Source organism: Oribacterium sp. HCP3S3_B9 (assembly GCF_052064255.1).
In the GTDB taxonomy this organism is placed as follows: domain Bacteria; phylum Bacillota; class Clostridia; order Lachnospirales; family Lachnospiraceae; genus Oribacterium.
On the sequence record NZ_JBQHVY010000010.1, the window covers coordinates 24,609 to 44,357 of the forward strand.

Sequence of the window (19,749 nt, forward strand, 5' to 3'; positions counted from 1 at the left end):
GAAGATGAATAAATATGTAGAAAGAATTTATAACGGTATCGTTAAAGAAAATCCTACCTTCATCATGATGCTTGGTATGTGTCCTACGCTGGCAACCACCACGAGTGCGACCAACGCGATCGGCATGGGTCTTTCCACGACCGCCGTACTGGTCATGTCCAACATGCTCATTTCCGCTATTCGTAAGGTGATTCCTGGTCGTATGCGTCTTCCGAGTGAGATCGTCGTCGTTGCATCGCTCGTAACCGTCGTACAGCTCCTCATGCAGGCCTATACGCCGGATGTTTACAGCGCGCTCGGTATCTATATCCCGCTGATCGTCGTAAACTGTATCATCCTCGGACGTGCAGAGTCCTTTGCGCTGTTCAATACGCCGATCCTGTCCTTCTTCGATGGACTCGGAATGGGTCTCGGCTTCACCTTCGCACTCGTTGCGCTCGGTGCATTCCGTGAGATCCTCGGTGCAGGCTCCATCTTCGGCTTCCAGATCATCCCGGATGATTTCCATATCGGTATGATGGTTCTGGCTCCGGGTGCGTTCCTGGTGCTCGCTTTCCTTACCGCGATCCAGAACAAGCTGGGCCTTCCGTCTGCAACCAACGGCGGACAGGAGTCAAACGAATTTGTAACCTCCGGCGATGTGTTCGGTGCATATAACCAGAGCACAGATGCCGCTGACGTGAAGGAGGCATGAGTATGGTAGATCTTCTGTTAATTGCAATTAAATATTCTCTTGTTTCCAACGTCGTTCTGTCTCAGTTCCTCGGAATCTGTGCCTTCCTCGGTGTATCGAAGAAGTCCTCCGCTTCCAAAGGTATGGGCGCTGCCGTTATCTTCGTTACGGTACTGGCATCGATCGTTTCCCACCTGATCTATGTGGGCATCATGAGCGCAAGCTCCCCGATCTGTAAGGCACTGGGCATCAAGGATGGTCTCGATTTCCTGAACACCATCGTCTTCATCCTGCTCATCGCCGCACTCGTGCAGCTGGTTGAGATGTTCATGAAGAAGAACATGAAGAGCCTCTATGATGCGCTCGGTGTTTACCTTCCGCTGATCACCACGAACTGCGCCGTACTCGGTGTTGCACTGAACAACGTAAGCTATGGCTTCAACATGATCGAGTGTATCGTATACGCACTCGGCATCGGTATCGGCTTCGCCCTCGCCATTCTCCTCCTTTCTTATGTTCGTGAGAATGTGCTCGAGGATAACAAGGACATCCCGCGTTCCTTCCAGGGCGCACCGATCGTTCTTCTGACGGCGTGCCTGATGTCCATGGCATTCTTCGGATTCCAGGGTCTGATCTGATAGGAGGGTAGAGAAAATGGTATTATTTGTCGTTGTTGCTGCCATCCTGGTCGGCGCTGTCGGTTTAGTCATCGGCATCTTCCTGGGCGTGGCTTCCGAGAAGTTTAAGGTTGAAGTAGATGAGCGTGAAGCGAAGGTCAGAGACTGTCTGCCAGGTAACAACTGCGGTGCCTGCGGATTCCCGGGCTGTGATGGCTGTGCGAAGGCCATCGCAAGCGGTGAAGCTGCCGTCACCCAGTGTCCGGTTGGTGGTGCTGCGGTCGCTGAGAAGATCGCTGAGGTGATGGGTGTCAAGGCGGAGCCGATCGACGAGTCCAGCAAGATGGTCGCGTTCGTACGCTGCCAGGGTGACTGCTCGAAGGCGAAGCAGGCATACCACTATTCCGGTATCGCAGACTGTTCCGATCTTGCGGTCGTACCAAACGGTTCCGAGAAAGAGTGTGCATTCAGCTGCTGTGGTTACGGTACCTGCGTGAAGGCCTGTGCATTCGATGCGATCCACATCGTAAACGGTGTCGCTGTCGTCGATAAGGAGAAGTGTGTGGCCTGTGGTGCCTGCATGAAGGCCTGCCCGAAGCACATCATCGATCTCGTTCCGTATAAGAAGAAGCATAACGTTGCCTGCCAGAACCATCTGAAGGGCAAGGCGGTCAAGGATGCCTGCGCGACCGGATGTATCGCCTGCGGTATGTGCGAGCGTAACTGTCCGTTCGATGGTATCCATATCGTGAATGATCTTGCAGTGATGAACGAGAACTGTAAGGACTGCGGTATCTGTGCCCAGAAGTGTCCGACCGGTGCCATCACTGGTAAGCGCCCGGTGGTCAAGAAGCCGGCTGCTCCGACCGCTCCGAAGGCTGCAGAGACTGCACCGACGCCGAAGGCCGCTGAAACAGAGGCTACGAAGCCGGAAGCATAAATATGTATAGAAGAGAGTCTGTGTCTTTTATGACACAGGCTCTTTTTTGTATGTATTAAATAGACATGCTGTATGATAAGATACAAGATGTTGATCCTATCGAAGTTCAGGTACTATAGTTTCCGAAAATAGATAGTAAAAAAGGAAGAAATCTCCGAAATATTAAAATCACATAAAGAATCTTTACTAATAAATTTTTAACAATTATAATTATCTGAATTGGGATTACCAAAATATTAACATTGCATACAAGGAGGAGGCCTATGGAATTACAGATTCAGGATCTGGTTACATCGATTCGCAAAGAGGGTGTCGATGCAGCAAACGCTGAAGCTGACTCTATCATTGCGGAAGCCCGTAAAAAAGCAGACGCAATTATTTCCGATGCAAAGGCAGAAGCTGCTGCTGCGAAAGCAGGCGCAGAAAAGGAAATCGGAGTCATGAAGGAAAGTGCCGCTGTCAGTGCAGAGCAGGCAAAGCGTGACGCCATGCTCTCGTTTAAGACGGAGGTTCAGAAGGAATACGAGAAGCTTCTGAAGAACGATATCCGCAAGGAACTGCCCGGTGCCGCGCTGGGTAAGCTGATTCGTGCCGCACTGGCGGGCGAGGATGTGGCGCAGTACAGCGCAGAGGTCGCTGCTGTATCCGATGAGCTGAAGGCAGAGCTCGCCGACGAGGTTCGAAACGGCCTCGAGATCAAGCCGACCAGAGGCGTCAATGCCGGTTTCCGTCTGGCAGCCAAGGATGGATCAGGATACTTCGACTGTACCGATGATGCGATCGCAGAGATGATGATGCCGTACTTCAGAAACCTTGAAATCTGATAGGAGGTACTGCTCATGGCTTCGCATTATTATTATCTGATATCGAGCCTGCCGGAACTCCGGAGTGACGGAGATATGCCACTCAGCTATCAGGAATTTCTTGATTTATGTGAATCCACCGTCAGCCGTGGCACGTATAAGCTCTTATCGGAGCTCACACTGAACTCGGCGGAGGGCCCGCTCGTAAAGGAGTGGAACCAGGTGTACGGTGCGATGACGAAGGAGCTGAATTATCAGCGTAGCATGAAGCTCGGAAAGAGCTATCCTGCACCTTCCACGAAGGATTACGTGACGGCACAGGTCGTCGGCTCCGCACTTACCGCGAAGAATCCTCTGGAGGCAGAGCAGATCATGCTGGATTTCTCATTCCAGCAGCTGGATCAGCTGGTAGGTCTTCATATGTTTGATGACTATGTACTGTTCGGCTATGCGCTGAAGCTGAAGCTGCTCGAACGTCAGAGAAGCTTCGAACACGAGAAGGGTCAGGCCGAGTTCCGCCGCCTGCTCCGTGTCGTGCAGCAGCGCGTTTACAGTTTGTAACAAGTAGAAATATCGGGAGACATTTATGGAAACAATAACAGGACATGTAACTGGCATTAACAGTAACATGGCAAATGTAAGCTTCGACGGTGCCGTCCGTAAGAACGAGGTAGGCTATATCCTCGTCGACGGAAAGCGCCTGAAGGGTGAGGTCATTCGTATCAATAACGGAATCGCCAGTATGCAGATTTATGAGATGTCAAATGGCATCAAGGTCGGTGATCCGGTCGAGTTTACCGGTGAGCTGATGAGTGTTGATCTGGGTCCGGGACTTCTGACACAGATCTATGATGGACTTCAGAACCCGCTTCCGGAGCTTGCAGAGCAGTGTGGCTTCTTCCTGCAGAGAGGTGTATACCTCGACGCGATCCCGGATAAGGACTGGGAATTCACACCGAGCGTAAAGGCAGGGGACAGCGTTGTGGCCGGTGATACCATCGGAACCGTTCCGGAGGGTATCTTCACCCACCATATCATGGTTCCGTTCACCCTGAAGGGGGATGACTGGACCGTAAAGTCCATCAAGGAAAAGGGAACGTATAATGTACGTGCCACCATCTGCGTCATCGAGAACAGCCTCGGTGAGCAGAAGGAGCTCAGCATGGTGATCACGCAGCCGATCAAGCAGCCGATCAAGTGCTACGCAGAGAGACTTCGTCCGGATGAGCCGCTGATCATGCAGCTTCGTTGTGTCGATACCTTCCTGCCGATCGCAAAGGGCGGTACCTTCTGCGTACCTGGTCCGTTCGGCGCAGGCAAGACCGTTCTTCAGCACATGGAGGCGAAGAACGGAGAAGCTGATATCGTAATCGTCGCTGCCTGCGGAGAGCGTGCCGGTGAGGTCGTTGAAATCCTGAAGGAATTCCCGGAGCTGGATGATCCGCGTACCGGTCGTTCCCTGATGGAGAGAACCATCATCATCTGTAATACCTCTTCGATGCCGGTTGCCGCACGAGAAGCATCCTGCTATACCGCAGTAACCCTCGCAGAGTATTATCGTCAGATGGGTCTCAATGTTCTTCTTCTGGCAGACTCTACCTCCCGCTGGGCCCAGGCCATGCGAGAGATGAGTGGACGTCTCGAGGAGATTCCGGGTGAGGAAGCCTTCCCTGCATACCTTGAGTCCACCATCGCCGCCTTCTATGAGCGTGCCGGTAAGGTCCGTCTGAAGGATGGCTCCATCGGTTCAGTCACCATCGGCGGTACGGTATCCCCGGCCGGCGGTAACTTCGATGAGCCGGTAACACAGGCAACCCTGAAGGTCGTCGGCGCTTTCCACGGACTGAGCCGTGAGCGTTCCGATGCACGTAAGTACCCGGCGATCAATCCGACGGAATCCTGGTCGAAGTATACCGGCATCATCCCGATGGATCGTGTAGAAGAGAGCCGCAGTATTCTGAAGAGAAGTATCGAAATCAACCAGATGATGAAGGTCGTCGGTGAGGAAGGTACGACGGCAGAAGATTACATCACCTATCAGAAGGGTGAGCTTCTCGATGCCGTTTACCTCCAGCAGAACTCCTTCGATCCGATCGATGCGGCCGACTCTCCGGAGAGACAGCGTGTCGAGTTCGATCTTCTTTACGATGCACTGATGCAGCAGTACGACCTCGAGGACAAGGATGAGATTCGTTCCTTCTTTAACCAGCTGAGACAGGAGTTCCTGGACTGGCACGGAACCGAATTTAATTCAGACGCTTTTGAAGCACAGAAGAATAAGATCGCTGATTTCTATAAATCAAAGGCAATCGCTTAGGAGGTCTTATGCAAAAAGTATATACAAAAATTGAGTCGATCGTCGGTAACGTCGTTACCGTCCGTGCAGAGGGCATCCGAAACGGAGACCTCGCACTGGTCGGTGACAGTTACGCGAATGTAATCAAGCTGGATAAGGATCTCGTATCCCTCCAGGTATTTGCCGGTGCACAGGGTGTCAGCACGAACGACCCGGTGCGTTTCCTCGGCAGACCGATGCAGGTTTCCTTCTCCGAGCATCTGCTCGGCCGTATCTTCGATGGTGCCGGTGTACCGAGAGATAACGGTCCTGCCCTGACCGAAAACATGGTCGATATCGGCGGACCATCCTTCAACCCGGCGAAGCGAGTAATTCCGAAGCACATGATCCGTACCGGTATCCCGATGATCGATGTGTTTAACACCCTCGTCGAGAGCCAGAAGCTCCCGATCTTCTCCATCTCCGGAGAGCCGTATAACCAGCTGCTTGCGCGTATCGCACTGCAGGCAGAGGTTGATGTCATCGTGCTCGGCGGTATGGGCCTCAAGTATGACGACTACCTGACCTTCCGTGACACCCTCGAAAAGGGCGGCGCGATGAGTCACACCGTCATGTTCATTCATACCGCAGCGGATCCTACCGTAGAGAGTACGCTGGTTCCGGATATGTCCCTCGCCGTCGCAGAGCAGTTCGCCCTCGAGGGCAAGAAGGTACTCGTACTTCTCACGGATATGACGAGCTACTGCGATGCACAGAAGGAGCTCGCGATCACCATGGAGCAGGTACCTTCGAACCGAGGTTACCCGGGCGATCTCTACAGTATGCTCGCATCCCGTTACGAGAAGGCCGTGGATATCGATGGCGCAGGTTCCATCACGATTCTCGGTGTAACCACGATGCCTGGTGATGATGTCACCCACCCGGTACCAGATAACACCGGCTACATCACCGAGGGTCAGTTCTATCTTCGAAATGGACACATCGAGCCGTTCGGTTCCCTGTCCAGACTAAAGCAGAACGTCAACGGCAGCACACGTGACGACCACCGTGCACTGATGGATGGTATGATCAAGCTCTATGCACAGTACAAGGAGAGTCTGGAGAAGAAGTCCATGGGCTTCGCGATGAGCTCCTGGGATGATAAGCTCCTCAAGTATGGTCAGCTCTTCGAATCGAAGCTGATGGACCTCAGTGTAAACATTCCTCTCGAGAAGGCACTGGATCTCGGCTGGGAAATCCTCGCGGAGTGCTTCGAGCCGAACGAGACCGGTCTGAAGACCAGCCTGATCAAGGAGAGATGGCCGAAGAAGCTGGATGAGTAAAGGAGCAGTCAATGGCGATCAAACTCACGAAAAATGAACAGAAAGTGCAGAAAGATCACCTGAAAGAGTATCAGCGTTACCTGCCGACCCTGCAGCTGAAAAAGCAGCAGCTGCAGTCCGTCATCATGCAGGTGAAGGACGATCTGGCCGCGAAGGAAGTGGAGCGGGAGCAGATGATCGGCGATCTCGATGACTGGGTAGCTGTATTTTCAGAGAACACGCTGTTTGATACCGATAAACAGCTGGACACTCTGGTACAGCCGGACAAGGTGATCTCCGGTATCGAAAATGTCGCCGGTGTGAAGATCCCGGCCTTCAAGGAGCTGACCTTCAAGGACATCTCCTATAACGTGGATGATTACCCTTTATGGGTGGACACTGCACTGATCAAGCTGCGTGAGATCGCGCGTCTGGATGCGCTGGTTTCAACCCTTCGCAAGCAGGTGGAGCTTCTGGAAAAGGAACTTCGTTCCACATCCCAGCGTGTAAACCTCTTCGAGAAGGTCAAGATACCGGAGGCTAAGGAAAACATCCGTATCATCGGTGTTTACCTCGGTGATCAGCAGACAGCCGCTGTCGTACGCGGCAAGATCGCAAAGAAAAAACTGGTGGAGGCAGGACGATGATAGAAAAAATGAAAATGGTTCACGTCGTGACCACCGCTGAACATAAAGATGACATGCTGGAGGGGCTCCGTTCCCTGGGACTTCTCCATCTGGCAGAGCAGAAGCAGGCGAGTCAGGCTGCGAGTGAGCGCTTCACTGAGCTCGCGCGTGTCTCCTCGAAGCTTCAGGAGTATCTGCCGGAAAGCAAGGATACAAAGAAAGACGCTGCAGGCGAAGCACCGGCACTTCTTTCGGACGAGGCATTCGAGCAGCTGTACCAGGAGGTTCGGAACGCACTCGCGAAGAAGGATCAGCTGACACAGCAGATCACCGCCGACATCACAGAGATGGAACGCATCGAGCCATGGGGACAGTTCTCACCGAGGGATGTCCGCGAGCTTCAGAAGCTCGGCTACGACCTCCATTTCTACCGTGTGGATAAGGATGTATGCGCAGCGATCATGGCAGACGAGAGCCTCCGGGTTCTTCGTCTCGCATCGGTCGATAAGGCAGACACCATCGCCGTGATCGGTACACTCCCGATGAGCTATAACGCGAGTGAATTCACGCTTCCGGAAAAGGGACTCGCCGAGCTGCAGCAGGATATCGCGGATTGCCAGCAGGCACAGGCAGCCTGTGATGCGCTCCTTCAAAAGGCGGCGCTTCATGAAAACAGCTTCCATCAGAAGCTGCTCGACGCGCAGAACGCAGAGGAGTACTCCTCCGCAAGCGAAACCGCGGAAGGCGATACACAGCTCGTATGGCTGTCCGGTTACATCCCGGAGATCTATCTCGACCGGTTCAAGGAAGGTGCCCGCGAGAATCACTGGGCATACGCGATCGACGAAGTTTCCACTGAGGATGAGCACATCCCGACGAAGCTTCGCTACAACAAGGTCAGCAAGCTGATCAAGCCGCTCTATGATATGCTGGGCATCCTGCCTGGATACTATGAGACGGATATCTCACTCTGGTTCCTGCTGTTCTTCGCACTGTTCTTCGCGATGATCATCGGAGACGGTGGCTACGGCCTCCTGTTCCTGATCGGCACCATCGTGATGATCAAGAAGAGCGGAAAAATCGACACCGCGAGCTTCCTGCTCCTGGTACTGTCGACCTCAACCGTGATCTGGGGTGCCATCACCGGTACCTGGTTCGGTATGGAATCTGCGATGAAGGTTCCGTTCCTCCGCGCACTGGTTCTGCCGGGCTTTGCGAACTATCCGCAGTACTTCGATGTACCGGCCGCACTGCAGCAGAACAACATGATGAAGTTCTCCTTCACCATCGGTGCAATGCAGATGGAGCTCGGAAGCCTCCTCGCCGTCAAAAAGAAGATGGAAGAGAAGGATCTCAGCTTCCTGTCCGATATCGGATGGTTATTTACCATCTGTGGCATGTACCTTCTGGCACTCTACCTCGTATTACACGAGCAGCTTCCGCTGACACCGGTCGTTGCAGCGGTGGCGATCGGCTTCGTACTGGTTCTCTTTACGAACGGCATGGCACCGGGCAAGAGCATCGGCGCAGGTATCGCTTCGAGCTTAGGCGGAGCATTTACCGTCTTCCTGAACACGATCAGCTGCTTCGGTAATATCATGAGCTACATCCGACTCTTCGCCGTAGGCATGGCGGGACTCGCGATCGCTCAGAGCTTTAACAACATGGCCGCAGGTCTTGCACATGGACCTTTGATGATTGCTGCCGTCGTGATCGTACTGATCGGACACGTCATCAATATCGTTATGTGTATTCTCTCTGTCGTTGTACATGGTGTACGTCTGAACGTGCTCGAGTTCTCCGGACAGGTAGGACTGGAGTGGACCGGTATCGCGTACAACCCGTTCAGATTAAACGATAAAATTAAACAGTAAGCTTTTCAGATAAGCAAAAAGGAGATTATTATGAATATCGCTTTTATTGGTATGGCAGCAGCACTTGGTCTCTCTGCATTAGGTTCCGCATTTGGTACCGGTATCGCCGGTCAGTCCGCTGTAGGCGCATGGAAGAAGTGCTATGCACAGGGTAAGCAGGCACCGTTCATCATGACGGCATTTGCCGGCGCACCGCTGACACAGACCATCTACGGTTTCCTTCTGATGAACTTCATCGCGAGTGCGTACAATGCAGGCACCATCGATCCTGCACTGTCCCTCGGTGTCGGTATCTTCGGTGGTATCGCGATCGGCTTCTCCGCTATGTTCCAGGGCAAGGTAGCCGCTGCTTCTGCGGATGCACTCGGTGCAACCGGTAAGGGTACTGCGAACTACTTCGTCGTGATCGGTGTCGCTGAGACCGTCGCCGTGTTCGCACTGGTATTCTGCATGCTGCTTCTCAACACAGCAACCATCGCATAAAGCACAACAGAACAGGTTCTGATGAGGCCATCGGCATCCGCCGATGGCCTTTTTTTATGACAGTTCAGTTCCCGGAAGCTGCACCACGACATTCTTTATTAATTTCTAATGACAATCGAGTGAATATCCTTTGTTTCTAAGTTAAGCTCTGTTATAATGCCGTCGGAACAAGGTATCGTCAGGTAGGTTATCCTCTAAAGAGAAACTGACGACTATCTCGATGATAAATTAAGCAAAAGAAGAAAACCCGGAACAGCGGGAGAAAGGATCATCGCTTCTGTCTATGGGACAGTTCAGATGATGCATGCATATGAATAATCAGGATTTCGAACATCAGAATCATCAGGACGGGCTTGAGGTGCCGAATATCGCGCCGCGTCGTGAGGGTGGTGCGCGTCCGCCTCGGCGGACAGCGCCGTCTCGTGCAGCACAGCAGCGGATGGAGGAGCTTCGCTACCGGACGAGTCGTGTCGAGGCGAGCTTCGAGGAGGATGAGGACAGCGCATATGCGGATGCGGCAGCTTCTTCGATGAGCGGCGCAGGGCAGACGCATCGCACGGACGGTGCATATGACCGTACGGCGGAGCGGACAAATGCGCAGGGACGTCGTATGGACGATGCGATGGTTGCAGGTGTGCAGGGCAGACGGAACGGTCATCCGCGGATGAGCGACGAAATGTCAGCGAACGCGCCGAGACAGCGTGTCGGAGATATGCGGATGAATCATGATGTGTCGAACACCGCGCAGGGCCTGCGTGCGAATGCTTCTGCCGGGGCCGGTAACGCGCCGCGGCGGGCACGCGGGAGGAAAAGGGCGAACTGGGGCCGTCGTGTGCTGGCCGGTATCCTCGTGCTGGTCGTCATCATTGGCGGCTTCTTCGGCTGCAGTGCCGTGAAATCGCTCGGTCAGTCGACGTACTGGACGGTGGCGGTGTTTGGTGTCGATTCGCGTGACGGAAATCTCGGTGCGGGGGCGCTCAGTGATGTTATCATGCTCGCGAGCATCAACCGAAAGACGGGGGATGTGAACCTCACGTCGGTTTACCGCGATACGTATCTTCAGATCGATGACGAGGGAAAGTACCATAAGATCAACGAGGCGTACTTCAAGGGTGGTCCGAAGCAGGCCATCGCAACGCTGAACCGGAACTTCGATCTCGACATCGATGATTATGTGACCTTCAACTGGAAGGCGGTCGCCGAGGGCCTCAATGTGCTCGGTGGCGTCGATCTCGATATCAGCGATAAAGAATTTGCGTATATCAATGCGTTCATCACGGAGACGGTGCAGGGTACGGGGCTCGGCTCCGTGCAGCTCGAGCACAGCGGCATGAACCATCTCGATGGTGTACAGGCCGTCGCGTATGCGCGTCTTCGTCTCATGGATACCGATTTCAACCGTACGGCGCGTCAGCGGAAGGTGCTGGAGCTCGCGATGCAGAAGGCGAAGGCGGCCAGCAAGAAGACGCTGGTGGCGACGGCGATGGAGGTCATGCCAGATATCCAGACGAGTATCGGCGCGGACGATATCCTGGATATCGCGAAGACCGTGAAGAAGTATACGATTCAGAATGCTGTCGGCTTCCCGTTCTCACGTGATACCACAAACGTCGGAAAGATGAATGTCGTCGTGCCGGCGACGCTCGTATCGAACGTAGCGCAGCTGCACCCGTTCCTGTATGGCGATGATGCGACCGGCTACACACCGAGTGCGAAGGTGCAGGAGATCTCCGCGCACATCCAGAAGAAGACCGGCATCGGGGAGCTGCCGAATGCAGACATCCCGAAGATCGGTGGCGGCACCGGTGTGACGAAGGCAGCAGAGGCAGCCGCGAACAGCGGTGACAGCGGAAAGTCCGGAAACAGTGGTCAGAATCCGGCTGCGGCTGTGGAAACGCCGGCACCGGAAACCGCCGCGGCAGCAGAGAGCGAATCTGCGCTTGAATCCACCGAAGTGACGGCGAACGACCAGACGACGGAAGAAGAGAGCACCATCGAGGAGCTTTCGAAGGGCGAGGAATCGAAGAAGGACGAGCATTCGAACGAGCCGGAGGCTTCCGATAAGAACACCTCGTTCGGAAACGGTGGTTCAAATGGCAACTCGGATACGAATGTGTCTTCGGATAAGCATACTTCCTCCGGAAAAGCGGACAGCTCTGATCAGAACGATTCGTCTGATCGACATAACGGTGGCACATCCGTAAAGGAAACGGAAAATGCCGGCCCGGAGGTCGGACCGGTCGCGCCGCCACAGACGACGGAAGCGGGGCCGATCGCAGAAACCGCCGCGTGATTCGCAGTAACAGCTCAGCCGGGTGAGGAAATCACCCGGCTGATTCTATAGTTTTAACCGAACTGTACACGCAAGGATCATTTTAAAAATTATGTATACGAATATCTCTGCAAAAACCAAAAAACGTCCTTTATGTGTATATTCCGACGCAAAAAAGCCTGAAACCGATGGAATCCTTCATTCCATCGGTTTCAGGCTTTTCATTGAGCGGAGATGCAGGGATTTGAACCCTGGCGCCGTTTAACCGGCCTAGCGCATTTCGAGTGCGCCCCCTTCGGCCACTTGGGTACATCTCCATTTTATAACACTAGAGGATGGATCTCTCGAACCATCCTCTAATGCCGGTAGTCGGGGTCGAACCGACACGACCATCACTGGTCACAGGATTTTAAGTCCTGAGCGTCTGCCTATTCCGCCATACCGGCAGGACCAAATTATAATACAAAAAAACAGCGTGCTTGTCAATATTCGATTCGCGGATTGACTTTTCCCTTCTGATTGCGCATAATCGGTATATACCGGAAATAAAGGAGGATACAGCGATGCCGAGACCGCCCTGATGCCGTCGAATCTGCAGTGCGCCCAGGGTGGAGCGATTCTGCCCATGCAATGTGGCAGAGAGCGCTCCGATTCTGCTGACGCTCGATGAGTACGAGGTCATCCGTCTCGTGGATCTCAAGCAGGCCAGGATGACATCAGCGAAACGCCAGATGTTGGAAGCGAATGCGGCAGCGCGGGTAAATCCGGCACTTGCTGTACCTCTGGTTTAACCAGTGATCATAAAGGAAATATCATCATGAGAATTGCAGTAACCTATGAAAACGGACAGATTTTCCAGCACTTCGGACATACCGCACAGTTTAAGATCTACGATGTCGCAAACGGCGAAATCGTTCGTGCAGAAGTAGTGGATACGAACGGCAGTGGCCACGGCGCACTGGCAGGCTTCCTGATGCAGCTCGGTGTCGATGCACTGATCTGTGGCGGCATCGGTGGTGGTGCACAAATGGCACTCGCCGAGGTCGGTATCCGTCTTTTCGGTGGGGTCAGCGGGGACGCAGATGCAGCAGTCAATGCACTCATCGCTGGAAATCTCGGCTATAACCCGGATGTGCAATGTAACCACCATGATCACGAGCACGGCGAGGGCGAACACAGCTGTGGCAGTCACGGCTGCGGCAATCACGGCTGCCACTGATGCCGATCTCGCAAGCTAAGAGAACACAGAGCGTTTGCAGATAAGCGCGTATCCGAAGCGTAAGCCGTAATTGGGAATGCACATACGCAAAAACTGTATAGGCGGTAAGTTGCAGTTCTGCAAATTGCGGCGTATGAATAGTCCCCTTGTCAAGGACACAAGAGATTTTAGTTGCCCCTATTTTCAGACAGCTATGAATCTGAACACGCTGTTTAATAATGAGCCATGAATTCGAAAGTTTTTATAAACTCTGAGGCCGGCCTGCGCCGGCCTTTTGCGAAGCTGGTATAATGATGATATGATTAAAGCACGAAAGGAGATATGTGATGGAAAAGAATAAGTATGCAGGCACACAAACCGAGAAGAATCTGATGGAGGCATTCGCCGGCGAATCGCAGGCACGCAATAAGTACACCTACTTCGCTTCGAAGGCGAAGAAGGACGGCTACGAGCAGATCGCTGCGCTGTTCCTGAAGACGGCGGACAACGAGAAGGAACATGCGAAGCTGTGGTTCAAGGAGCTGAACGGCATCGGGGATACCGCTGAGAACCTGAAGGCAGCCGCCGAGGGTGAGAACTACGAGTGGACCGATATGTATGAGGGCTTCGCGAAGACCGCAGAGGAAGAGGGCTTCCCTGAGCTCGCTCACCGCTTCCGCCTCGTAGCCGCGATTGAAAAGCATCACGAGGAGCGCTATCGCGCACTGCTGCATAACGTCGAGATGGCCGAGGTCTTCGCGAAGAGCGAGGTCAAGGTCTGGGAGTGCCGCAACTGCGGACACATCGTCATCGGCGAGAAGGCCCCGGAGGTCTGCCCGACCTGCAACCACCCGCAGAGCTATTTCGAGGTGCACGCAGAGAACTATTGATCCGCTATGTTTCATAGCACTGTACGTTTATCCGGGCGAACACTGGCAGAATGTGACCTCATCGAAGGATGAACGCACACGACGGTGAGTAAAGAAGAGCATCGCCATAAGCATAAACGTACACGACGGTGGGAGCAGAAGATCATCGCCATGATCATAAACTCAACACTACGAAGAAAGGAGATCGTAACATGGAGCAGAAGTATTATATTTGTAAGCATTGTGGAAACATCGTCTTAAAAGCAAAGGACAGCGGCGTCCCGGTGGTCTGCTGCGGCGAGCCGATGACGGAGCTCATCGCCGGCACCAGTGACGGTGCACGGGAGAAGCATGTTCCGGTATGGAGCGTAGAGAACGGGATCGTGCATGTACAGGTCGGCTCTGTGGAGCACCCGATGCTGCCGGAGCACTACATCGAGTGGATCTCCGTCTTTACGAAGCAGGGCTATCAGCATAAGGAACTGCATCCGGGCGAGAAGCCGGTCGCAGACTTCGCACTCTGTGCGGGCGACGAGGTGGAGGCGGTCTACGCCTACTGTAACCTCCACAGCCTCTGGAAGGCTTAACGAAATCGCAGCCGAAACGCCATCGTAAGCCTCCGAAAGAGCCAGCGAAGCTACACATCCGGTGCTTTCACGGCACCGGATGTTTTTCCATAAGCACCCGCCATCATCCAGCAGAAAGACGAGGTGAGAAACATGAAAATAGAACTGAATCTGGATCAGGATGTGGTGAATACCGTCCGTGAAGGTCTGAAGCGCACTGGTGGCTACTGTCCATGCCGCCTCGAGCGTACGGAAGAGACGAAGTGCATGTGTAAGGAATTTAAGGACCAGATCGCCGACCCAAACTATGAGGGTTTCTGTCACTGCATGCTGTACTACAAATCACTGAAGGACTGAGTGCGCGATGCGTCGAGCAGCCAGGCGCTCTCCGTCCAGTGACGAACGATCCGGCTGACAGCATTGGCGAAACACATAAACGACCACGCCCGCCACATCCACCGGCAGGGCCAAAAAGAGAAAGGAGCCTGTATGGCTGAGCTTAAAATCACTGCAACAAATTTCGAAACCGAAGTGCTTCACTCTACGAAGCCGGTGCTGATCGACTTCTACGCGGACTGGTGCGGACCGTGCAAGATGCTGTCTCCGATCGTGCATGAGATCGCCGAGGAGTATGCGGATACGCTGAAGGTAGGAAAGGTCAATGTCGACGAGCAAATGGATCTCGCGATGCGCTTCAATGTTTCCAGCATCCCGATGCTGGCGCTGATTCAGGACGGAAAGATGATCGACCAGTCGATCGGCTACTGCCCGAAGGAAGACATCCTCGCGATGCTGAAGAAGCTCTGAGTTGCGACATGCCTCACTTCATCGAAGAAACGACGTACTGCAGATCAGAAAAAGAGAAAGAAGGTCATCGCACAGGCGGTGGCCTTTTTTTGCGTCTATGCTATAATACTGTCAATTATCGGAGGTGAACTATGGAATTCAGAACCTATAAAAACCGCATCGTGCTGGTGGATGACGAAGAGCAGGCACTGGCAGAGATCGATTTCCCGGCGATGGAAGAGGAGCCGGGGACGGTCGAAATCACCCATACCTATGTCGATGAGAGTCTGCGTGGTCGGGGGCTCGCCGGGAAGCTCATGGCGCGGCTCATCACCTGCCTCGAGCGAAATCAGCTGAAAGCATATCCGAGCTGCAGCTACGCCGTGGACTGGTTCGCGAAGCACAGCGAAGCCGCGCATCTTCTGAGCCCATCCTACATGCCGACCGACACAGCCCAGCAGCCCGTGCTGGACATGCCCGAACGGACGCAGCCGTCCATGTCCACCGGCTCCACGCTGAACGCCACGACCATCACGATCCCGGTGGCTGACACCGCATCTTCCACGGCAGACATGGCCTCTTCCGGCAGCACACGGCCTTCCACACCGCGCGCTGCTTCTGATTTCGCGGCAGAGCCGTCCACCGGACGACCAGGCAGCGTACGAAACCGCCATGCGAATCCACTTCCGAACCAAGAAGAGAAAGAAGAGGACGCCTATTTCCGTGACACAGCGTACGGCGACGAAGAGGAGGATGGCCCAGTCGATGGCGGCATCCGCGACCGCATGCTCATGGGCGTGAACCGTGTCCTGCAGCTCTTCTCTGTGGCCGCACTGATCCTCCTGTATCTTCTCATGGTCGTACCGGCGCTCGAAAACCTGAACGCCCTCGGCCCGATCGAGTCGATGATCACGGACCACAATGTCGCCGAAATCACCTTCATCTCGGTTTTCGCGAGCATCACGCTGTTCAGCCTGATCTCCCTCTTCTGGATGCTCTCCAGAAAGAAATATGTGCGCTACGGCACGCTGGAAACGATTGATACCGGCCGCGGCATGACCGCCTTCATCCTCCTGCTCCTCGTGGAGGTGATCGCCCTGCTCCTGAGCCCGATCATGGAATCTGCGCAGCCCGTCATCGTGGGCCTCGCCATCGCCTCCACCCGCCTCGTCGTGAACCGCGCGATGATCCTCATGGCCGGCGGCGTCGGCCTCGTCCTCTCCGTGATTCGGAAGATCATCCGGCATTGACAGAAGGCGCCCGCATCCCTATACTGAATGCTCGGCTCTAAGCTGCAGCAGAGGCCAATGTCTCCAGCTGCCCACGATCCGAAAGAGAGCGGCAGTGAAACGCATACAGCCCCTCCCGCGTACACGTAACAGTGCCGGCAGGGAGCGGCCCCCTGCCGGCACCGTTACGCCTACATCCTTCGAAAGAGAGAACATCGATTGAGAAACATAAAACTGAAGCAAATGCTGGCGCTTCTCTGCGCCGGCCTCACACTGGCCTGCAGCCTGCCGGGCTGCAGCCGCGCGACGAAGCTCGAGCGCTACAACAAGCAGTTCCTGGATGTCTTCGACACCGTCTCGATGGAGATCGGCTTCGAGAAGAGTGAAGCGGATTTCCAGAAGTGTTATGAGAGCTCCCACGCACAGCTCCTGAAGGAGCATAGGCTCTACGACATCTATAACGACTACGAGGGCATCAACAACCTGAAAACCGTCAATGACAACGCCGGCATTCAGCCGGTAAAGGTCGATCCGGATCTCCTTTCCCTCATAAAATGGGGCAAGGAGGTCTACACCCTCACCGATGGCAGGGTCAATATCGCCTACGGCGCAGTGCTGCATCTCTGGCATGACAAGCGGGAAGCCGGGATCGAAGATCCGGCACACGCTGAGCTGCCGGATCAGGCCGCACTGGAGGAAGCCGCGAAGCATACAAACATCGAGGATGTCATCATCGACGACGCAGCCGGCACTATCTACCTGAAGGACCCGGAGATGAGCCTGGACGTCGGCGGCATCGGCAAGGGCTATGCGACGGAAAATGCTGCAAAGCTGATTCAGAACGAGGACTCGGAAAACTTCCTCCTGAACCTCGGCGGTAATGTGCGTGCGATCGGTATCAAAGGCGATGGCGCGAAGTGGGTCTGCCCGGTGGAGAGTCCGGAATACCGCGACAGCCAGACCGGCGACCAGTACGCGATCGTCTGCTACCTCGATGGCCGCTCCCTCGTCACCTCCGGTGATTATGAGCGCTATTTCGTCGTGAACGGTCAGCGCTATCATCACATCATCGATCCGGATACCCTGTATCCGGCGAAGTATCATCGCAGTGTATCAATTCTGACCGAGGATTCCGGCCTCGCCGACGCTCTGTCGACCGCGCTCTTTATGATGCCGGTCGAGGATGGCAAGGCACTGATCCAGTCCATCCGCGAGGGCAGCAGTCCCCTCGGTGCCGACTTCCGGGTCGAGGACCTCGAAGCTATGTGGATCGACGCAGACGGGCACCAGGAGTACACGGATGGCTTCCTGAACTATACGAAAGCATAAGTGCTCAGCTAAGGGGACCCGGAGGGGCGGCAACGGAGGCACAATACTCCGAGACCGGTAAAATCTAAGCCGGGGACCCTGGCTGAACTATACCTCCTACGGGCCCCTCCGGGGCCCCGAAAAATTTTAAAATTAGTTGTTGACAAATGTTTTAAAGTCAGGTACTATATATGAGTCGCTTGAAGCGAGCGGCACAAACACATAGCGCTGTCGCCAAGTGGTAAGGCAACGGATTCTGATTCCGTCATTCCCAGGTTCGAATCCTGGTAGCGCTGCGAAAGATCCCAGAACTTTGGTTATCAAGGTCTTGGGATTTTTTTGTAAGAAAAAGAACTGAATATGTTCCTTGCCATCTGTCCTCTGAAAAGCTAACATAAGAGTATACGAAAAAGTGGGACGAGCCCACAAAAATACATGGACGCCATGGAGGAAAAAGTATGAAATTACGTAAGTTAAGCGCAATCATGATGGCCGCTGTTGTCGCGACCTCGACACCAGCCGGTGCCGTACTCGGTCAGATCACAGCCTATGCATCCAAGAAGGATGACGATGAAGAGTATGATTATTCTTGTGAAGGCGCAGAATGGGATGTACAGGAGGACGCCAACGGCAAGATTCACATCTATGCCACTTGGGATGCTTCCGATGACAGTTCTAAAGCAACAATCAAGGTTCGTCGTAATGATGGCGGTACAGGTATTTCCATAACAACCAATACAAAAATCGGTTCCGTAGATATAACTCCAAAGATTAAGGCCTATGGAAAAACCGGCGATTACACCTTTAAAATCACAGCAAGTAAAAAGAGTACTGGTGAAACCTCTGTTTCCACATCCGAGTCTGATTTCCTCGAGATCGATTCCGATATGATGAAGAAGCTTTCTTCCACCGCTGCAACCAACAGTGGTGTAAATACAAATAACACACCTGGTTCTTCCATCCCGACACCGGGCACTGCAGGCACACCGGGTACCCCGGGCACACCGAGTGCAGGTCCTAGCGGCACCAGCGCACCGGCAACTCAGTCGACCAGCACCAGCGGTGACTTCCTCACGAACGGTGTCATCACCGACTGGGGCATCGGCCACGTTTACCTCGTAAACGGCGCACCGGTCTTCAGCAAGTGGATCGTGGATTCCGGCAAGCTCTACCACATCGGTGCAAACGGCTTCATGGATAAGAACCTGATTTTCTCGGACTACACCGGCACACACTATGTCGGCGCAGACGGCGCACTGATATACTGATCTTAGAACTGTAAACCACGTTGAAACCGTCCTTCCGGACGCAGGGGGAAAATATGAAGCGTTTTATACAGGAGTTTAAGGAGTTTGCCATCAAGGGCAACATGGTCGATCTGGCGGTCGGCATGATCATCGGCTCGGCCTTCACCTCACTTGTGAAGTCCGTCGTCGACAATCTCTTCATGCCGATCCTGTCCATCTTCACCGGAAAGCTGGATTTCACCAACATGTTCATCCCGCTCGCCGGACAGACCACGAAGATCTACAGCGAGGCGGTCGAGCAGGGCGCAGTATTCGCGTATGGTGCCTTCCTCACCGAGCTGATTTCCTTCCTCGTGATGGCACTGGTGGTCTTCCTCTTCGTGAAGGAGATCAACCACCTGCGGAAGCCGAAGGCGGAGCCGACACCAGCCGCTCCGACCACGAAGATCTGCCCGTACTGCATGTCGGAGATCGACGTGAAGGCGACCCGCTGCCCGCATTGCACCTCGAAGCTGGAGGGCTTTCAGATCGATCCGGCAGAGCTGAACAGCTAAACGTCGAAGATGTTACTGTTCAAACGTAGTTAAGTCAAGGCGTGGCTCGGCGGAACAGTACGAAGATTACCCGATCGACCGAGCCACAGATAATTCACTTGACGAAA

At 54.1% G+C, this 19,749-nt stretch carries 21 protein-coding genes and 3 tRNA genes; 22 read left to right on the forward strand and 2 right to left on the reverse strand.

The window, feature by feature from the left end:
• Positions 1-4: 4 nt before the first annotated feature.
• The 11 genes from rsxE (at position 5) to ACTNC3_RS06585 (ending at position 11,906) form a co-directional block, all read left to right on the forward strand.
• Positions 5-694, forward strand: coding sequence for an electron transport complex subunit RsxE (rsxE, locus tag ACTNC3_RS06535; protein WP_410043754.1), 690 nt, complete (start codon positions 5-7; stop codon positions 692-694).
• A 2-nt stretch (positions 695-696) separates the two neighbouring features.
• Positions 697-1,311 carry an electron transport complex protein RnfA gene (locus ACTNC3_RS06540; RefSeq protein WP_410043753.1) on the forward strand — a complete coding sequence of 205 codons (615 nt, stop codon included), beginning with the start codon at positions 697-699 and terminating at the stop codon, positions 1,309-1,311.
• Between the two features lie 16 nt (positions 1,312-1,327).
• Positions 1,328-2,230, forward strand: a complete 903-nt coding sequence (locus ACTNC3_RS06545; protein WP_410043752.1) for an RnfABCDGE type electron transport complex subunit B — start codon at positions 1,328-1,330, stop codon at positions 2,228-2,230.
• Between the two features lie 263 nt (positions 2,231-2,493).
• Positions 2,494-3,054: a hypothetical protein gene (locus ACTNC3_RS06550; protein ID WP_441226868.1), complete on the forward strand. Its 561-nt coding sequence runs from the start codon at positions 2,494-2,496 to the stop codon at positions 3,052-3,054.
• Between the two features lie 15 nt (positions 3,055-3,069).
• Positions 3,070-3,594: a hypothetical protein gene (locus ACTNC3_RS06555; RefSeq protein ID WP_410043750.1), complete on the forward strand. Its 525-nt coding sequence runs from the start codon at positions 3,070-3,072 to the stop codon at positions 3,592-3,594.
• 25 nt (positions 3,595-3,619) lie between these two features.
• Complete coding sequence (locus tag ACTNC3_RS06560) at positions 3,620-5,350, forward strand: V-type ATP synthase subunit A (protein ID WP_441226869.1); 1,731 nt, start codon at positions 3,620-3,622, stop codon at positions 5,348-5,350.
• Positions 5,351-5,358: 8 nt separating this feature from the next.
• A complete protein-coding gene (locus ACTNC3_RS06565; protein WP_441226870.1) occupies positions 5,359-6,651 on the forward strand; it encodes a V-type ATP synthase subunit B in 1,293 nt (430 codons plus the stop codon).
• An 11-nt stretch (positions 6,652-6,662) separates the two neighbouring features.
• Complete coding sequence (locus ACTNC3_RS06570) at positions 6,663-7,277, forward strand: V-type ATP synthase subunit D (protein WP_441226871.1); 615 nt, start codon at positions 6,663-6,665, stop codon at positions 7,275-7,277.
• Positions 7,274-9,130, forward strand: a complete 1,857-nt coding sequence (locus ACTNC3_RS06575; protein ID WP_441226872.1) for a V-type ATP synthase subunit I — start codon at positions 7,274-7,276, stop codon at positions 9,128-9,130. Before ACTNC3_RS06570 ends, ACTNC3_RS06575 begins: the two co-directional genes overlap by 4 nt.
• 30 nt (positions 9,131-9,160) lie before the next feature.
• A complete protein-coding gene (locus tag ACTNC3_RS06580) occupies positions 9,161-9,613 on the forward strand; it encodes a V-type ATP synthase subunit K (protein ID WP_410043745.1) in 453 nt (150 codons plus the stop codon).
• A 310-nt stretch (positions 9,614-9,923) separates the two neighbouring features.
• Positions 9,924-11,906, forward strand: a complete 1,983-nt coding sequence (locus ACTNC3_RS06585) for an LCP family protein (protein WP_441226873.1) — start codon at positions 9,924-9,926, stop codon at positions 11,904-11,906.
• 208 nt (positions 11,907-12,114) lie between these two features.
• Here the strand turns inward: ACTNC3_RS06585 and ACTNC3_RS06590 are convergent.
• Together ACTNC3_RS06590 and ACTNC3_RS06595 are read right to left on the reverse strand one after the other, a co-directional pair.
• A tRNA-Ser gene (locus ACTNC3_RS06590) sits at positions 12,115-12,202 on the reverse strand.
• Positions 12,203-12,245: 43 nt separating this feature from the next.
• Positions 12,246-12,331 (reverse strand) — tRNA-Leu (locus ACTNC3_RS06595).
• A gap of 186 nt (positions 12,332-12,517) precedes the next feature.
• Here ACTNC3_RS06595 and ACTNC3_RS06600 point away from each other — a divergent pair.
• The 11 genes from ACTNC3_RS06600 (at position 12,518) to mscL (ending at position 19,642) form a co-directional block, all read left to right on the forward strand.
• Complete coding sequence (locus ACTNC3_RS06600; protein WP_410043743.1) at positions 12,518-12,676, forward strand: hypothetical protein; 159 nt, start codon at positions 12,518-12,520, stop codon at positions 12,674-12,676.
• A 26-nt stretch (positions 12,677-12,702) separates the two neighbouring features.
• Complete coding sequence (locus ACTNC3_RS06605) at positions 12,703-13,104, forward strand: NifB/NifX family molybdenum-iron cluster-binding protein (protein WP_441226874.1); 402 nt, start codon at positions 12,703-12,705, stop codon at positions 13,102-13,104.
• A gap of 326 nt (positions 13,105-13,430) precedes the next feature.
• On the forward strand, positions 13,431-13,973 hold the full coding sequence (rbr, locus tag ACTNC3_RS06610; RefSeq protein WP_410043741.1) for a rubrerythrin: 543 nt from the start codon (positions 13,431-13,433) through the stop codon (positions 13,971-13,973).
• A gap of 191 nt (positions 13,974-14,164) precedes the next feature.
• The gene (locus ACTNC3_RS06615) at positions 14,165-14,539 is read left to right on the forward strand and encodes a desulfoferrodoxin family protein (protein ID WP_410043740.1); all 375 of its coding nucleotides are present in this window, start codon (positions 14,165-14,167) and stop codon (positions 14,537-14,539) included.
• 132 nt (positions 14,540-14,671) lie between these two features.
• The gene (locus ACTNC3_RS06620) at positions 14,672-14,875 is read left to right on the forward strand and encodes a ferredoxin-thioredoxin reductase catalytic domain-containing protein (protein ID WP_410043739.1); all 204 of its coding nucleotides are present in this window, start codon (positions 14,672-14,674) and stop codon (positions 14,873-14,875) included.
• A 132-nt stretch (positions 14,876-15,007) separates the two neighbouring features.
• Positions 15,008-15,325, forward strand: coding sequence for a thioredoxin (gene trxA, locus ACTNC3_RS06625; protein WP_410043738.1), 318 nt, complete (start codon positions 15,008-15,010; stop codon positions 15,323-15,325).
• Positions 15,326-15,456: 131 nt separating this feature from the next.
• Complete coding sequence (locus ACTNC3_RS06630; protein ID WP_441226875.1) at positions 15,457-16,554, forward strand: GNAT family N-acetyltransferase; 1,098 nt, start codon at positions 15,457-15,459, stop codon at positions 16,552-16,554.
• 198 nt (positions 16,555-16,752) lie between these two features.
• Entirely contained in the window at positions 16,753-17,862 is a 1,110-nt protein-coding gene (locus tag ACTNC3_RS06635) for an FAD:protein FMN transferase (RefSeq protein ID WP_441226876.1), read from the forward strand.
• Positions 17,863-18,065: 203 nt separating this feature from the next.
• Positions 18,066-18,137, forward strand: a tRNA-Gln gene (locus ACTNC3_RS06640).
• Between the two features lie 162 nt (positions 18,138-18,299).
• Positions 18,300-19,109 (forward strand): hypothetical protein, encoded by an 810-nt coding sequence (locus ACTNC3_RS06645; protein ID WP_441226877.1) that lies wholly within the window; start codon positions 18,300-18,302, stop codon positions 19,107-19,109.
• A gap of 53 nt (positions 19,110-19,162) precedes the next feature.
• Positions 19,163-19,642: a large conductance mechanosensitive channel protein MscL gene (gene mscL / locus ACTNC3_RS06650; protein WP_410043734.1), complete on the forward strand. Its 480-nt coding sequence runs from the start codon at positions 19,163-19,165 to the stop codon at positions 19,640-19,642.
• The last annotated feature ends 107 nt before the right edge of the window (positions 19,643-19,749 follow it).